Raw genomic sequence first — 13972 nt, forward strand, 5'->3', positions numbered from 1 at the left:
CATGAGCAAGACCACGACCACCCGGGACGAGCCCGTCGCCCAGGACGACCTCGGGGCGGCGGGCGCGCAGCTGTCCACCGCGCCCCTCGAGGAGGCCACCGGCGGCGGCCCGAACCTGCCCTCGCTCGGCGTCATCGGCTGGTTCCGGTGGATCTGGCGGCAGCTGACCTCCATGCGGGTCGCGCTCCTGCTGCTGCTCCTGCTCTCGCTCGGCGCGATCCCCGGCTCGCTCATCCCGCAGCAGGGCACCGACGAGCTGAAGGTCCAGGACTTCAAGGACACCCACACCACGCTCGCGCCGGTCTACGAGAAGCTCGGCCTGTTCCACGTCTACAGCTCGGTGTGGTTCTCCGCGATCTACATCCTGCTCTTCGTCTCGCTCATCGGCTGCATCGTGCCGCGCACCTGGCAGTTCGTCGGCCAGCTCCGCGGCCGCCCGCCGGCCGCGCCCAAGCGGCTCAACCGGCTGCCCGCGTACACCACCTGGCGCACCGACGCCTCGCCCGAGCAGGTCGACGAGGCCGCGCTCGCGCTGCTCAAGCAGCGCCGCTTCCGCTCCCACCAGGTGGGCGGGGCCGTCGCCGCCGAGAAGGGCTATCTGCGTGAGGCCGGGAACCTGGCCTTCCACATCGCCCTCATCGTGCTTCTGCTCGCCTTCGCCGCCGGACAGCTCTTCAAGTCCGAGGGCGGCAAGCTGATCATGGAGGGCGACGGGTTCTCCAACACGCTCACGCAGTACGACGACTTCAAGTCCGGCAGCCTGTTCAGCACCGACGAACTGGAGCCGTTCAGCTTCAAGCTGCGCAGCTTCGAGGGCACGTACGAGACGTCGGGACCGCAGCGCGGCACGGCCCGCACCTACAAGGCGCACGTGACCTACACCGAGGGCGCCGACGGGCCGGAGAAGACGAAGGCCATCGAGGTCAACAAGCCCCTTGAGGTGGGCGGCACCAAGGTCTATCTGATCGGCCACGGCTACGCGCCCACGGTCACCGTCCGCGACGGGCGCGGCAAGGTCGTCAACCGGATCTCCGTGCCGCTCCTTCCCATCGACTCGATGGGCACGGCCACCGGCGCCATCAAGATCCTCGACGGCTACCGCGACAAGAACGGCAAGAAGGAGCAGCTCGGCTTCAACGCCTTCTTCGTGCCGACGTTCGCGGGCGAGGGCAACGGCCAGATGTTCTCCCAGTTCCCCGCGCCCTTCAATCCGCGGCTCGCGCTGTCCGCGTACCACGGCAGCCTCGGCGTGGACTCCGGCATCCCGCAGAACGTGTACCAGCTGGACACGCGCAAGATGCAGAAGTTCAAGGACGCCAAGGGCGAGCTGCTGAAGAAGCGGCTCAAGGTCGGCGAGACCATGAAGCTGCCCGACGGCGCCGGCTCGATCACCTTCGAGAAGGAGCTGAAGCAGTGGGCGACCTTCCAGATCTCCCAGGAGCCGGGCAGCGGCTGGGCGCTCGGCGGCGCGATCGCCGCGATCGCGGGCCTCGCGGGGTCGCTGTTCATCCAGCGCCGCCGCGTCTGGGTCCGGGCGGTGCGCGGTGCCGACGGCGTCACGGTCGTGGAGATGGCGGGCCTCGGCCGCAGCGAGTCCGCCAAGGTGCCCGAGGAGCTGGCCGCGCTCGCGGAGAGCCTGCACGAGCGTGCTCCGAGCACAGCGGAACCGGGGACCGCCGCGGCCCCGGGGGCGGCTGAGCCCGCTGACGCCGCTGACAAGGCCGCCGCGGCTGAGCCCGCTGAGGCTGCCGACACGGCGGCCGCCGCCGATACCTCTGAGGCCGCCCCGTCGTCCCGTAAGAGCACGGGTACGGACACCGACGCCCCAGATACCGACGAACCCCACCCCACCCCCGCTGTTCCTGCCGAAGGGGCTGAGAAGTGACGCTCGCCACGACCCTCGCCGCCGAACCCAATGAGAACCTCGCGCACATCAGCAATGTGCTGATCTACTCCGCGATGGCCGTCTACCTCCTCGCCTTCTTCGCGCTCATGGCGGAGTGGCTGTTCGGCAGCCGCAGCAAGGTCGCCCGCACGGCCGCCGCGCTCACCGCGAGCGACAGCGCCGCGGCGGCCTCCGCGGGCCCCGCCGTCACGGTCCGGGCCAAGGGCGGCACGGCCACCCTGGAGCGGCCCAAGGCCGCGCCCAAGGTCGTCACGCGTGCCGCCGCGGGCAGCCGTGACGTGCCGGACGGCCCGGGTGCCGCCGCCGGAGACGAGCAGGGCGACCTCTACGGCCGCATCGCCGTCTCCCTGATCGCCCTCGGCTTCCTCGTCGAGGCCGGTGGTGTCCTCACCCGCGCGCTCTCGGTGCGGCGCGCGCCGTGGGGCAACATGTACGAGTTCAACATCACCTTCTCCACCGTCGCGATCGGCGTCTTCCTGGCGCTGCTCGCCCTGAAGAAGAACGTCCGCTGGATCGGCCTGCCGCTGATCACCACGGTCCTGCTCGACCTGGGACTCGCCGTCACCGTCCTGTACACCGAGAGCGACCAGCTGGTCCCCGCGCTGCACTCGTACTGGCTGTGGATCCACGTCTCCACCGCGATCTTCTGCGGCGCCGCCTTCTACGTCGGCGCGGTGTCCACGGCCGCGTACCTCTTCAAGGACAGCTACGAGGCCAAGTTGCAGAGCGGCGGCACGCCGGGCCGGTTCGCGACCTCTGTCATGGAGCGGCTGCCCGCCGCGGCCTCGCTCGACAAGTTCACGTACCGCATGAACGCGGCGATCTTCCCGCTGTGGACGTTCACGATCATCGCGGGCGCGATCTGGGCGGGCGACGCCTGGGGCCGCTACTGGGGCTGGGACCCCAAGGAGGTCTGGTCCTTCATCACCTGGGTCGCGTACGCCTGCTACCTGCACGCGCGCGCCACCGCGGGCTGGAAGGGCCGCAAGGCCGCCTACCTGGCGCTCATCGCCTTCGGCTGCTGGCTGTTCAACTACTACGGCGTGAACATCTTCGTCAGCGGCAAGCACTCGTACGCCGGGGTCTGATCCCCGACGGCCCGGCTGCGTGACCTGAGGCGCCGGGTGCGTGACCCTGGGATCCATGAGTGAGACGACGGTCGAACAGGGGACGAGCCGGTCCGAGGGGGACACGCACACGCTCCACTGGGTGGTGCGCCTGCCGCACCCGGTGGAGCGGGTCTGGGCGGCGGTGGCCACCCCGGAAGGGCTTGTGGGGTGGCTCGCCGCCGCCGACGTGTTCGAGCCGCGCCTCGGCGGGGCCGTGAGCCTGCGCTGGCTCAACCAGGAGGACCCGGCCGCCGCGGTCCACTCCGGGCAGATCACCGCCTGGGACCCGGACGTCGTGGCCGAGTACACGATCGACCTGCACGGGCGCTGCCGGTTCCATCTGGAGCCCGCGGGGGACACCGGTGCGACGCTGCGCTTCACCAACGAGCTGACCGGCGACGACAGCTTCCGGCTCGACTGCCTCGCCGGGTGGCACCACCACTTCGAGTTCCTGGTGGCGGCGCTCGACGGGCGGCCGAAGGACTGGTCGACGAGGAACCTGGACCGGTGGCGCGAGTTGCGGGAGACGTACGCCTGAGCGCTTTGCTGGAATGGCCGCGATGGGCCGTCGATCGCCTGCGGGTCCGTCGTTGCTGGTCGCGCAGTTCCCCGCGCCCCTCCGGGGCGCTGCCGAACCGCACCGCACTTCCACAAGACCGCTTAGTTCACGCGCAGCAGCAGCTTGCCCGTCGTGGTGCGGCCGCCCATCAGCTCATGGGCCCGCGCGGCCTCTTCGAGCGCGAACTCGGCGGTGACGGGCAGCGTGACGGTGCCGTCGGCGACCGCCTCGAAGGCGCGCTCGGCGATCGCGCGCAGCGCCCGCGGGTCCTCCCGCGCCAGCGTGAGGATGGAGAAGCCCGCCACGGACCGCGTGCCCGGGAACAGTTCGGCCTGGCCCACGCGCCACGGCTCGGCCGAGCCCGCGTTGCCGTACGAGACCAGGCGGCCGAAGGTGGCGAGCGCGTCGAGTCCCGCGCGGAAGGTGGCGCCGCCGACCGGGTCGAGGGCGAGGTCGACGCCGCGCCCGCCGGTGGCCGCGCGGGCCGGGCCCGCGAAGCCTGCCCCGCTGTCGACGAAGACCTCGTCGTAGCCGTACCGGCGTGCGTACTCGGCCTTCGCCGCGCTCGACACCACGCCGAGCACCGTGGCCCCCGCGGCCTTCGCCAGCTGGCCGACCACCGTGCCGACGCCGCCCGCCGCGCCCTGCACGAGCACGGTCTCGCCCGCGCGCAGGCGGCCGACCTCATGGAGGAGAGCGTGGGCGGTGGGCAGGACCGTGGGGAGCGTGGCCGCGGTGCGCAGGTCCACGCCGTCCGGTACGGGAAAGACGGTGGCGGCGTCGGCGACGGCTACCTCGGCGTACGCGCCGCCCCCGGTGAGCGCGGCGACCTCCTGGCCCACCTCGACGCCCTCGACACCCGGGCCCACCGCGCGCACCCGCCCCGCCACCTCCAGGCCGGGCACGAACGGCAGGCCCGGCACGCGGTAGCCCTCGGCGCGGGCCTTGAGGTCGGCGAAGTTCACACCGGCGTACGCGACGTCGACGGTGACCTGGCCCGCCCCGGGCTCGGGGGTGTCGGCCCCGACGGCCTCAAGGACGTCGGGTCCGCCGAACTCGCGGAACTGCACTGCGCGCATGGGTGTCTCCCGGTACTCGGTGTTCGATCTGCATTGAACACTCGGGACTGTATGGTTTTCATCGAACACTCGGCAAGTCCCTGTCCCTCACGAAGACCTTCGCGAAGACCTTCACGAACACCCTCACGAACACCCTCACGAAACGGGAGGCGGGCCCATGGCCCCACGCACCGGCCACCGCGCGGCCCCCGTGCACGCGCGCCTCGACGACGTCACCGTGCAGGAGGCCCTCGCCGCGCTCGCCGACCCCGTGCGGATGCACCTGGTACGGGAGCTGGCGGGCTCGGCGGACTGGTCGCGGGCCTGCGGCAGCTTCGACGTGCCCGTCGGGAAGGCCGCGCTCAGCCATCACTTCGCGACGCTGCGGGCGGCGGGTGTCGTCGAGCAGCGCGACGAGGGACCGCGCCGGGTGAACCGGCTGCGGCGTAAGGAGTTCGAGGCGCGTTTCCCGGGGCTCCTCGCCCTGGTGCTGCGCGGGGACTGACCCGGCCCGGCCAAGGCCTCAGTCGGAGGCGATCGCGTCCAGCTGGGCGCGTAGGTAGGTGTGCGAGTCGGTGCCGCGCACGTCCGTGCCGGGGTCGCACTCGTAGAAGTACACCAGGGACAGCAGCTCCTCGGCGGGCGCGTCGGCCGGGGGGGGGCAGGACGCGGTGGCGGCCGGAGCGCCAGCGGTCGCCGGTCCAGCGCGCCATCAGGTCGCCGATGTTGATCGTGAAGGCGTCCGGGTCCCAGGGCGCGTCCTGCCAGCCGTCGGCGTCCGTGAACACCTGGAGTCCGCCCCGGCCCGCCTGCCGGTCGAGGACGGTGACCGTGCCGAAGTCGGTGTGCGGGCCGATACGGAACTGACCCGGCTCGGGGGTGCCGACGCGGTCCCGGCCGGGATACCAGTTGATGTTGAAGCCCCAGGTGGGATGGCCGGTGTGGCGGGTGAAGAAGTCCTCGGGCTCGCCGAGCGCCGCCGCGAGCAGCTCCAGGAGCTGGTCGGAGAGCGTCCGCATCAGGGCCAGATACGTCTCCACGGGGCCGCGCAGGCCCGGCGTCTCGGCGGGCCAGGTGTTGGGCGCGAACCACTCCGCGTCGACGGCCGCGTCCCCGGTCGGCTCGTCCGCGGCGAAGGACAGCGACTCCTTCAGGTCCGGCGGCGACGGGGTGCCTTCCGCGTAGCTGTTGGCCTCCGCGCCGGGCCCGAGCCAGCCGCGGGCTCCCACCCGCACGGCGTACGGCTGCTTGGCCTCGGGCGGCAGCCGGAAGAAGGACCGGGCCTGTTCGCGGATGGCTGTGCGCAGGTCGGGTGCCACGTCGTGGCCGGTGACGAGGAGAAAGCCGGCGGTGCGCAGGCCCTCGTCCACGGCCTCGGTGATCTCTTGGCGGGCGCCGGGAGTGCCGGCGCGCCAGGCGCGCAGATCGACGGTGGGGATCGTCATGGTGGCTATGGTGCCCTCGCGGGACGCCCCGCTGTGTCCATTGGCGCGCTCCGCGCGCGGGCGCCCCCTCAGGCCTCGTCGCGCTTGTCGGTGTCCTTGTCGAGGTCCAGGTCCTTGTTCAGGTTCTTCAGGAACTCGGGGTTGTCGTCGGGGGCGACCCAGCCGCCCCTGGCACGGGCAGGGCCCGTGGGGCGCTTCTTCTTGCCGGTGACGAACCAGGCGATCGGGCCGAGGAGGACCTCGCCGAAGAGGAGCACGATGATGACCCACACCACCTTGGGCAGGTGGCGCACCTCCTTCTCCGGGGTGTTGAGCACATCGATGAAGGCGTAGATCCACACGGCCAGGACCAGCAGGAACGGCAGATACCTGAGCATGTGTCGGAGATCCCCCAGAGAGCGGAGCACGGGCGCCGGGCGTACCCGGTGACGGGGCCAGGGTAGCCGGTGACCGATACTTGACCGCATGGCTTATGACGATCTCCGCTCTCTGCTGAGGGCACTGGAGCGCGAGGGCGAGCTGAAGCGGATCAAGGCCGAGGTCGACCCGTATCTGGAGGTCGGCGAGATCGTCGACCGCGTCCAGAAGTCCGGCGGCCCGGCGCTCCTCTTCGAGAACGTCAAGGGCAGTGACATGCCCCTCGCGATGAACGTGTTCGGGACCGACCGGCGCCTCCTGAAGGCCCTCGGCCTGAAGTCGTACGGCGAGATCAGCGAGAAGATCGGCGGGCTGCTCAGGCCGGAGCTGCCGCAGGGCTTCGTCGGCGTGCGCGAGGCCTTCGGCAAGCTCGGCGCGATGACGCACGTACCGCCGAAGAAGGTCAAGGACGCGCCGGTGCAGGAGGTCGTGCTCCGGGGCGACGACGTGGACCTGGACCGGCTGCCCGCCCTCTTCACCTGGCCGAAGGACGGCGGGTCCTTCTTCAACCTGGGGCTCACCCACACGAAGGACCCGGAGAGCGGGGTGCGCAACCTCGGGCTCTACCGCCTCCAGCGCCACGACCGGCGCACCATCGGCATGCACTGGCAGATCCACAAGGACAGCCGCAACCACTACCAAGTCGCCGCGCGCCGGGGCGAGAAGCTGCCGGTGGCCATCGCCTTCGGCTGCCCGCCCGCCGTGACGTACGCGTCCACCGCGCCGCTGCCCGGTGACATCGACGAGTACCTCTTCGCGGGCTTCCTCCAGGGCAAGCGGATCGAGATGGTCGACTGCAAGACCGTGCCGCTCCAGGTGCCCGCGCAGGCCGAGGTCGTCATCGAGGGCTGGCTTGAGCCGGGCGAGATGCTCCCCGAGGGGCCCTTCGGCGACCACACCGGCTTCTACACGCCGCAGGAGCCGTTCCCCGCGCTGACGATCGACTGCGTGACGATGCGCAAGCGGCCGCTGCTCCAGTCGATCGTGGTGGGGCGCCCGCCGACGGAGGACGGCCCCCTCGGCCGCGCCACCGAGCGGTTCTTCCTGCCGCTGCTGAAGATCATCGTGCCGGACATCGTGGACTACCACCTGCCGGAGTCGGGCGGCTTCCACAACTGCGCGATCGTCTCGATCGACAAGAAGTACCCGAAGCACGCGCAGAAGGTCATGCACGCCATCTGGGGCGCGCACATGATGTCCCTGACCAAGCTGATCGTGGTCGTGGACTCCGACTGCGACGTCCACGACCTGCACGAGGTCTCCTGGCGCGCGCTCGGCAACACCGACTACGCCCGTGACCTGACCGTCGTGGAGGGCCCCGTCGACCACCTCGACCACGCCTCCTACCAGCAGTTCTGGGGCGGCAAGGCAGGCATCGACGCGACGAAGAAGTGGCCCGAGGAGGGCTACACACGCGACGGTGGCTGGCCGGACATGGTCGAGTCGGACCCGGACACGGCGGCGCTCGTGGACCGCCGCTGGAGGGAGTACGGCCTGTGAGTTCCGCTTCCGCCGCGCTGCCGCAGCCGGGACGTACGAAAGCCTTCCTGCGGCTCGTCATGATCGAGCACTCCGTGTTCGCGCTGCCCTTCGCCTACATCGCCGCCCTGACGGCGATGTACGAGTGGGACGAGAACATCCACTGGGGCCGGCTGCTCCTGGTCACCGTCTGCATGGTGGGCCTGCGTACCTTCGCGATGGCCGCCAACCGCATCATCGACCGCGAGATCGACGCCCGTAACCCGCGCACCGCGCACCGCGAGCTGGTCACCGGGGCCGTCACGGTGAAGTCCGCGTGGACCGGCGCGCTCATCGCCGTCGTGGTCTTCCTGGGCTCCGCCGCGCTGCTCAACCCGCTGTGCCTGGCGCTCGCGCCGGTCGCGGTGATCCCGATGGTGGTCTATCCGTACGGCAAGCGGTTCACCAACTTCCCGCAGGCGATCCTCGGCCTCGCGCAGGCCATCGGGCCCATCGGCGCCTGGCTCGCGATCACCGGCGAGTGGTCATGGACGGCGGTGATACTGGGCCTCGCGGTGGGCGTGTGGATCGGCGGCTTCGACCTGATCTACGCCTGCCAGGACGTGGAGACCGACCGGGAGGTCGGCGTGATGTCGGTGCCCGCGCGGTTCGGCATCCCGGCCGCGATCTGGGGCGCGCGCGGCTGCCACGCCGTCACGACGGCGCTGTTCGTCTGGTACGCGGTGGCCACCGGCGCGGGCGCGTTCTTCTGGCTCGGCCTCGTGATCGTCGCCGGCGCCTTCCTGTACGAGCACTCGATCGTGCGGCCGCACGACCTGTCCCGCCTCAACCGTGCCTTCTTCCAGGTCAACGGCTTCATCGGGATCGCCCTCTTCGGGTGCGCGCTGCTCGACCTGCTGGTGCGCGGGCTCACGGTATGACGGGACGTACCGGGCCCGTGGATAGGCTGCGGGGCGTGAACGCGGAAGACGCGGGAGATGCGGGAGACACGGAGCGCAGGCCCTGGGTCGTGGGGGTGTCGGGCGCATCCGGCACCCCGTACGCCGCCGCGGTCCTGCGGGCGCTGCTCGCGGCCGGGGAGAGCGTGGACCTGGTGGTCTCGCGGGCCTCGCGCCTGACGCTGCTCGACGAGACCGGCATCGCGTTCCGGGACGCGCACTGGCGCGAGGACCTGGAGCAGTGGCTGGCGCGCGGCGCGGATGGCAAGCCGGACACGTACGAGGTGTGCGTGGACGACGTGCGCTACTGGGCGGCCGGCGATCTGGCGGCGGGGCCCTCGTCGGGTTCGTACGCGACGAAGGGGATGCTGATCGTGCCCGCGTCCACGGCGTGCGTGGCCGGGGTGGCGCTCGGCCTTTCGAAGGACCTGCTCCAGCGCGTGGCGAGCGTGACGCTCAAGGAGGGGCGGCGGCTCGTGGTCTGCGTACGGGAGACCCCGTTGAACGGGCAGACGCTGCGGCACCTGGTGAGCCTGGACGAGGCGGGCGCGATCGTGCTGCCCGCCTCTCCGGCGTTCTACGCGGGGGCGACGCACATCCAGGACCTGGTGGACTTCGTCGCGGGCCGGACGCTGGACGCGGCAGGGGTGCCGCACCAGCTGTACCGCCGCTGGAAGGGGGAGCTGGGAGGTAGGTAGCGCCCCGAAGGGGCGCGGGGAACTGCGCGACCAGCCACGACGACTCCGCAGCTGATACCGCGCCGCATCCCCGCGACGGGGTCAGCGCTTCTTGGCGGCGCGCTTCTTGGCCTTGCGCGCGGCGGTGGCGGACAGGTGGGCACGCGAGCGGTTGGCCTGGTCCTGAAGCTCGCGCATACGGGCGTAGGCCATCTCGATCGTGTACACGGGGAACACTCCTGAAGAATTCGAAGGATCGTCGTTGATCGGCTGAGATTCTGGAAGATTCACAGGGTATGAACCCTGTTACGCCTTAGATTCTACACGTAGACTCGCGAAAACGCTAAATAATGAAAGGCTTCGACCTATGGATGCCGTGGACAGGCAGCTCATCCAGGCTCTGCGCGAGAACGGGCGTGCCTCCTACGCCGAGCTGGGGCGCCTCGTCGGCCTCTCCGGCCCCAGCGTCACCGACCGCATCAACCGCCTGGAGGCGGCCGGCGTCATCACCGGCTACCGCGCCACGGTCGACTCCGCGTCCCTGGGCCTCGGCGTCACCGCGCTGATCGGCATCTCGCTGTCCGACGCCGCCGACCACGAGGACGTCGCCCGGCGCCTGCGCGACCTGCACGAGATCGAGGACTGCTGGTTCATCGCGGGCGACGACTCGTACATGCTCAAGGTCCGCGCCAGCGACGTGGACGGCCTGGAGAAGACCATCCGCCGCCTCAGCGGCACCAAGGGCGTCTCGCGCACGCGGACGACGATCGTCCTCTCCACCAAGTGGGAGAACCGGGTCGGGGAACTTCCGGAGGAGGTCTAGGCGCGGAGGGCCGTCAGGGGGCACCTCCCGCCCGAAGGGTGGGGGAGTACGGTTGGTCGGGTCTGTCATAGGTCGTCGGTCGGCGGAAAGTTAGAGGTACGGCACATGGACGCAGGGCTCAAGCGCGACCTTGAGCAGAAGGTCCGCTCCGGGGAGCGGCTGTCCCGCGAGGACGGCATCGCCCTGTACGAGTCCGACGACCTGGCCTGGCTCGGCGGTCTCGCCCACGAGGTGCGCACCCGCAAGAACGGCGACGTGGTGCACTTCAACGTCAACCGCCACCTCAACATGACCAACGTGTGCACGGCCTCCTGCGCCTACTGCTCCTTCCAGCGCAAGCCGGGCGAGAAGGACGCGTACACGATGCGCATCGAGGAGGCCGTCCGGCTCGCCAAGGCGATGGAGGCCGACAACCTCACCGAGCTGCACATCGTCAACGGCCTGCACCCGAACCTCCCCTGGCGCTACTACCCGCGCTCGCTGCGGGAGCTGAAGGCCGCGCTGCCGGACGTCTCCCTGAAGGCCTTCACGGCCACCGAGATCCACCACTTCGAGACCATCTCCGGCCTGTCCGCCTCCGAGATCCTCGACGAGCTGATCGACGCCGGCCTGGAGTCGCTGACCGGCGGTGGCGCCGAGATCTTCGACTGGGAGGTCCGCCAGCACATCGTGGACCACAGGACCCACTGGGAGGACTGGTCCCGCATCCACCGCCTGGCGCACGAGAAGGGTCTGAAGACCCCCGCGACGATGCTGTACGGGCACATCGAGGAGCCCCGGCACCGCGTCGACCACGTGCTCCGGCTGCGTGAACTCCAGGACGAGACCGGCGGCTTCCAGGTCTTCATCCCGCTGCGCTACCAGCACGACTTCGTGGACGTACAGGACGGCAAGGTCCGCAACCGCCTCCAGGCCCGCACGAAGATGGCCTCCGGCATCGAGGCCCTCAAGACCTTCGCCGTCTCCCGGCTGCTCTTCGACAACGTGCCGCACGTCAAGGTCTTCTGGGTCATGCACGGCCTCGCCACCGCCCAGCTCGCACTCCAGCACGGCGCGGACGACATGGACGGCTCCGTCGTCGAGTACAAGATCACCCACGACGCGGACGACTTCGGCACGCCGAACAAGCTGACCCGCGACGACCTGCTCGACCTGATCCGCGAGGCCGGCTTCCGCCCGGTGGAGCGCAACACGCGCTACGAGGTCATCCGCGAGTTCCCGGGCCCCGACCGGGAGCTGCGCGAGTCGCCGCAGCCGATGCGGCTCTGACCCGGCTCCTGCCGGGGCGCCCCGCCGTGCTTCACTGGAGGGGCTCGTCCGGCTCGGGCTGATCCGGGTCGCTCGGGCCTATGTCGGAACGGAAGAGTGGATTGACATGCTCCGCTACACGCTGATGCGCCTCGGGGTCTTCGCGGGCTGCTTCTTGGTCGTCTGGGGCCTCGTCTACTCCGGCATCGTGCCCCGCGGGCTCGGCGGCTCCAACCTGCTGTGGGTGGCGCTGCTGTCCCTGGTGGTCTCCGCGCCCATCAGCTTCGTACTCCTGCGCAAGGAGCGCGACCGGGCCTCGGAGAAGGTCGTCGCGAAGGTGGACAACGTCAAGGCAAGCCTGGAGCGCAACCGCACCCAGGAGGACGGCGCCGACGACGCCGCGCGCACCGCGCAGTAGCCGTAAGGTTCGTCACACCCTCCCCCTGGACGCAGGGAACCCCGGTACCGGAGCATGCCGCTCCGCTACCGGGGTTTCGACGTTTCTGAGACCCTTGGGCCCCTCTACCTCAAACAAGACCTTTGATGCACTCAAAGTTCAAGTGTTAACGTGTTCGACATGAAGACAGCAGCCGCGCACCACCACGCCATGAGCGTCCCGCTCGTGGCGCGCCTGCATGTCGATCTCTGCCGCTGCATGTCCGCGGCCTGTCGCGTCATCTGAACGACTTCGACATCTGCACTGCAGCGGTGCCCGTGACCCCTTCGGGCCGCCGCTCCTCACGTCCCCCGTCATTACCCGGAGTGTGTCCGTGTCCGCGAATTCCGCGTCCCCGACCGACGAGCCCCGATCCGGTTTCCGGATACCCAAGTTCCTGAAGCTGCCCTTCTGGGCCCAGATCCTCGGCGGTCTGGTCCTGGGCGTGCTGCTCGGCTGGCTCGCCCGCAGCCAGGACATCAGCTGGCTCGTCACCACCCTGTCGAAGGTCGGCGACACCTTCATCGGCCTGCTGAAGCTGGCCGTCGCCCCGCTGGTGTTCTTCGCCATCCTGATCTCGATCACCAACCTGCGGAAGGTCAACAACGCCGCACGGCTCGCGACCCGCACGCTGCTCTGGTTCATGATCACGTCGCTGATCGCGGTCGCCATCGGCCTCGTCATCGGCCTGGTCACCAACCCCGGCGCGGGCACCGGCCTGACCCCGAAGGACGGCGCCAAGCCCGAGCACGAGGGGTCCTGGATCGACTTCCTCACCGGCATCATCCCGACCGACGTCATCACGCCGTTCACCGAGCTGAACGTCCTCCAGATCGTCTTCATGGCCGCCGTCGCCGGCGTCGCCGTCCTGAAGATCGGCGACGAGAAGGCCAAGCCGATCCTGGACCTCAGCGAGTCGATCCTCACGCTGCTCCAGAAGGCCCTGTGGTGGGTCATCAAGCTCTCCCCGATCGGCACCATCGGCCTCATCGGCTTCGCCATCGCCGACTACGGCTGGAACCTGATCAGCAAGTACGCCACCTTCACCGCGGACATCTACGTCGGCTGCGCCCTGGTGATGTTCGGCGTCTACCCGCTGCTTCTCGCCTTCGTCGCCAAGGTCAGCCCGCTCCAGTTCTTCAAGGGCGCCTGGCCCGCCATCCAGCTGGCCTTCGTCTCGCGCTCCTCGGTCGGCACGATGCCGGTCACCCAGAAGGTCACCGAGCGCCTGGGCGTGCCGAAGGAGTACACGTCCTTCGCGGTGCCGTTCGGCGCCACCACCAAGATGGACGGCTGCGCCGCGATCTACCCGGCGATCGCCGCGATCTTCGTCGCGCAGATCTTCGATGTGAACATGGGCATCAAGGAGTACCTCCTGATCGCCTTCGTCTCCGTCGTGGGCTCCGCCGCCACCGCGGGCCTCACCGGCGCCACGGTCATGCTGACCCTGACCCTGTCCACGCTCGGCCTCCCCATGGAGGGCGTCGGCCTGCTCCTCGCCATCGACCCGGTCCTCGACATGATGCGTACCGCCACGAATGTCGCCGGGCAGGCGCTGGTTCCGGTCGTGGTCGCGGCCCGCGAGAACATCCTCGACCGCGAGGCCTACGACCACGCCTCCGCTTCCCCCCTCGACGACCCCCTGGACGAGGGACCCCTGCCTGCGGCGGCCTGATCCTCTCTCGCCCCCTTCCTCCCTCCCGCGCGCGCTGACCGCTGGGCCGAGCCCCCTGCCGACTTTTTGGTGGGGGGCTTGGGGGTGTTTGGGAGGGGGTTTTGGGGTGGGTTGAGGCTGGGGGGTTACCCCGCATGCGCGGGGACTGCGACGCGCCGTACGCGGTCCGTCAGCACGAGGAGGGAGCACCCCCGCAGGCGCG

At 70.1% G+C, this 13972-nt stretch carries 14 protein-coding genes and 1 pseudogene; 11 read left to right on the forward strand and 4 right to left on the reverse strand.

The window, feature by feature from the left end:
- Position 1 precedes the first annotated feature (1 nt).
- The 3 genes from resB to AC07GB_RS31750 are packed head-to-tail and all read left to right on the forward strand — an operon-like array spanning position 2 to position 3553.
- The gene (resB, locus tag AC07GB_RS31740; RefSeq protein ID WP_478851485.1) at positions 2-1885 is read left to right on the forward strand and encodes a cytochrome c biogenesis protein ResB; all 1884 of its coding nucleotides are present in this window, start codon (positions 2-4) and stop codon (positions 1883-1885) included.
- Positions 1882-2994: a c-type cytochrome biogenesis protein CcsB gene (gene ccsB, locus AC07GB_RS31745; RefSeq protein WP_478851487.1), complete on the forward strand. Its 1113-nt coding sequence runs from the start codon at positions 1882-1884 to the stop codon at positions 2992-2994. The genes resB and ccsB overlap by 4 nt, the downstream gene beginning before the upstream one ends.
- A gap of 55 nt (positions 2995-3049) precedes the next feature.
- Positions 3050-3553: an SRPBCC domain-containing protein gene (locus tag AC07GB_RS31750; protein WP_478851489.1), complete on the forward strand. Its 504-nt coding sequence runs from the start codon at positions 3050-3052 to the stop codon at positions 3551-3553.
- A 122-nt stretch (positions 3554-3675) separates the two neighbouring features.
- Here the strand turns inward: AC07GB_RS31750 and AC07GB_RS31755 are convergent, their stop codons facing one another.
- Positions 3676-4653, reverse strand: coding sequence for a quinone oxidoreductase family protein (locus AC07GB_RS31755; RefSeq protein WP_478851491.1), 978 nt, complete (start codon positions 4651-4653; stop codon positions 3676-3678).
- A gap of 157 nt (positions 4654-4810) precedes the next feature.
- On the opposite strand from AC07GB_RS31755, the gene AC07GB_RS31760 reads away from it, so the two are divergent.
- Positions 4811-5137 (forward strand): ArsR/SmtB family transcription factor, encoded by a 327-nt coding sequence (locus AC07GB_RS31760; RefSeq protein WP_478851493.1) that lies wholly within the window; start codon positions 4811-4813, stop codon positions 5135-5137.
- A gap of 18 nt (positions 5138-5155) precedes the next feature.
- Here the strand turns inward: AC07GB_RS31760 and AC07GB_RS31765 are convergent.
- Both AC07GB_RS31765 and AC07GB_RS31770 read right to left on the reverse strand, forming a co-directional pair.
- Positions 5156-6077, reverse strand: a pseudogene (locus AC07GB_RS31765) (isopenicillin N synthase family dioxygenase).
- 68 nt (positions 6078-6145) lie between these two features.
- Positions 6146-6454 carry a PLDc N-terminal domain-containing protein gene (locus AC07GB_RS31770; RefSeq protein ID WP_478851495.1) on the reverse strand — a complete coding sequence of 103 codons (309 nt, stop codon included), beginning with the start codon at positions 6452-6454 and terminating at the stop codon, positions 6146-6148.
- 88 nt (positions 6455-6542) lie between these two features.
- Between AC07GB_RS31770 and AC07GB_RS31775 the strand changes: the two genes are divergently transcribed.
- From AC07GB_RS31775 to AC07GB_RS31785, 3 genes are read left to right on the forward strand one after another with little or no spacing between them, the layout of a single operon-like run.
- Positions 6543-7994 carry a menaquinone biosynthesis decarboxylase gene (locus tag AC07GB_RS31775; protein ID WP_478851497.1) on the forward strand — a complete coding sequence of 484 codons (1452 nt, stop codon included), beginning with the start codon at positions 6543-6545 and terminating at the stop codon, positions 7992-7994.
- Positions 7991-8893, forward strand: a complete 903-nt coding sequence (gene mqnP / locus AC07GB_RS31780) for a menaquinone biosynthesis prenyltransferase MqnP (RefSeq protein WP_478851499.1) — start codon at positions 7991-7993, stop codon at positions 8891-8893. The genes AC07GB_RS31775 and mqnP overlap by 4 nt, the downstream gene beginning before the upstream one ends.
- Before the next feature lie 35 nt (positions 8894-8928).
- Positions 8929-9609 (forward strand): UbiX family flavin prenyltransferase, encoded by a 681-nt coding sequence (locus tag AC07GB_RS31785; RefSeq protein ID WP_478851501.1) that lies wholly within the window; start codon positions 8929-8931, stop codon positions 9607-9609.
- An 81-nt stretch (positions 9610-9690) separates the two neighbouring features.
- On the opposite strand, the gene AC07GB_RS31790 is transcribed toward AC07GB_RS31785, so the two are convergent.
- Positions 9691-9816, reverse strand: a complete 126-nt coding sequence (locus tag AC07GB_RS31790; protein WP_478851565.1) for a hypothetical protein — start codon at positions 9814-9816, stop codon at positions 9691-9693.
- A 139-nt stretch (positions 9817-9955) separates the two neighbouring features.
- Between AC07GB_RS31790 and AC07GB_RS31795 the strand changes: the two genes are divergently transcribed.
- The 4 genes from AC07GB_RS31795 (at position 9956) to AC07GB_RS31810 (ending at position 13770) form a co-directional block, all read left to right on the forward strand.
- Entirely contained in the window at positions 9956-10411 is a 456-nt protein-coding gene (locus AC07GB_RS31795; protein WP_030685400.1) for an Lrp/AsnC family transcriptional regulator, read from the forward strand.
- A gap of 105 nt (positions 10412-10516) precedes the next feature.
- Entirely contained in the window at positions 10517-11680 is a 1164-nt protein-coding gene (mqnE, locus tag AC07GB_RS31800; protein WP_478851503.1) for an aminofutalosine synthase MqnE, read from the forward strand.
- 106 nt (positions 11681-11786) lie between these two features.
- Positions 11787-12077: a DUF4229 domain-containing protein gene (locus AC07GB_RS31805; RefSeq protein ID WP_478851504.1), complete on the forward strand. Its 291-nt coding sequence runs from the start codon at positions 11787-11789 to the stop codon at positions 12075-12077.
- Positions 12078-12429: 352 nt separating this feature from the next.
- The gene (locus AC07GB_RS31810; RefSeq protein WP_478851505.1) at positions 12430-13770 is read left to right on the forward strand and encodes a dicarboxylate/amino acid:cation symporter; all 1341 of its coding nucleotides are present in this window, start codon (positions 12430-12432) and stop codon (positions 13768-13770) included.
- Positions 13771-13972: the final 202 nt, after the last annotated feature.

It is taken from the genome of Streptomyces sp. NPDC045778 (assembly GCF_056431945.1).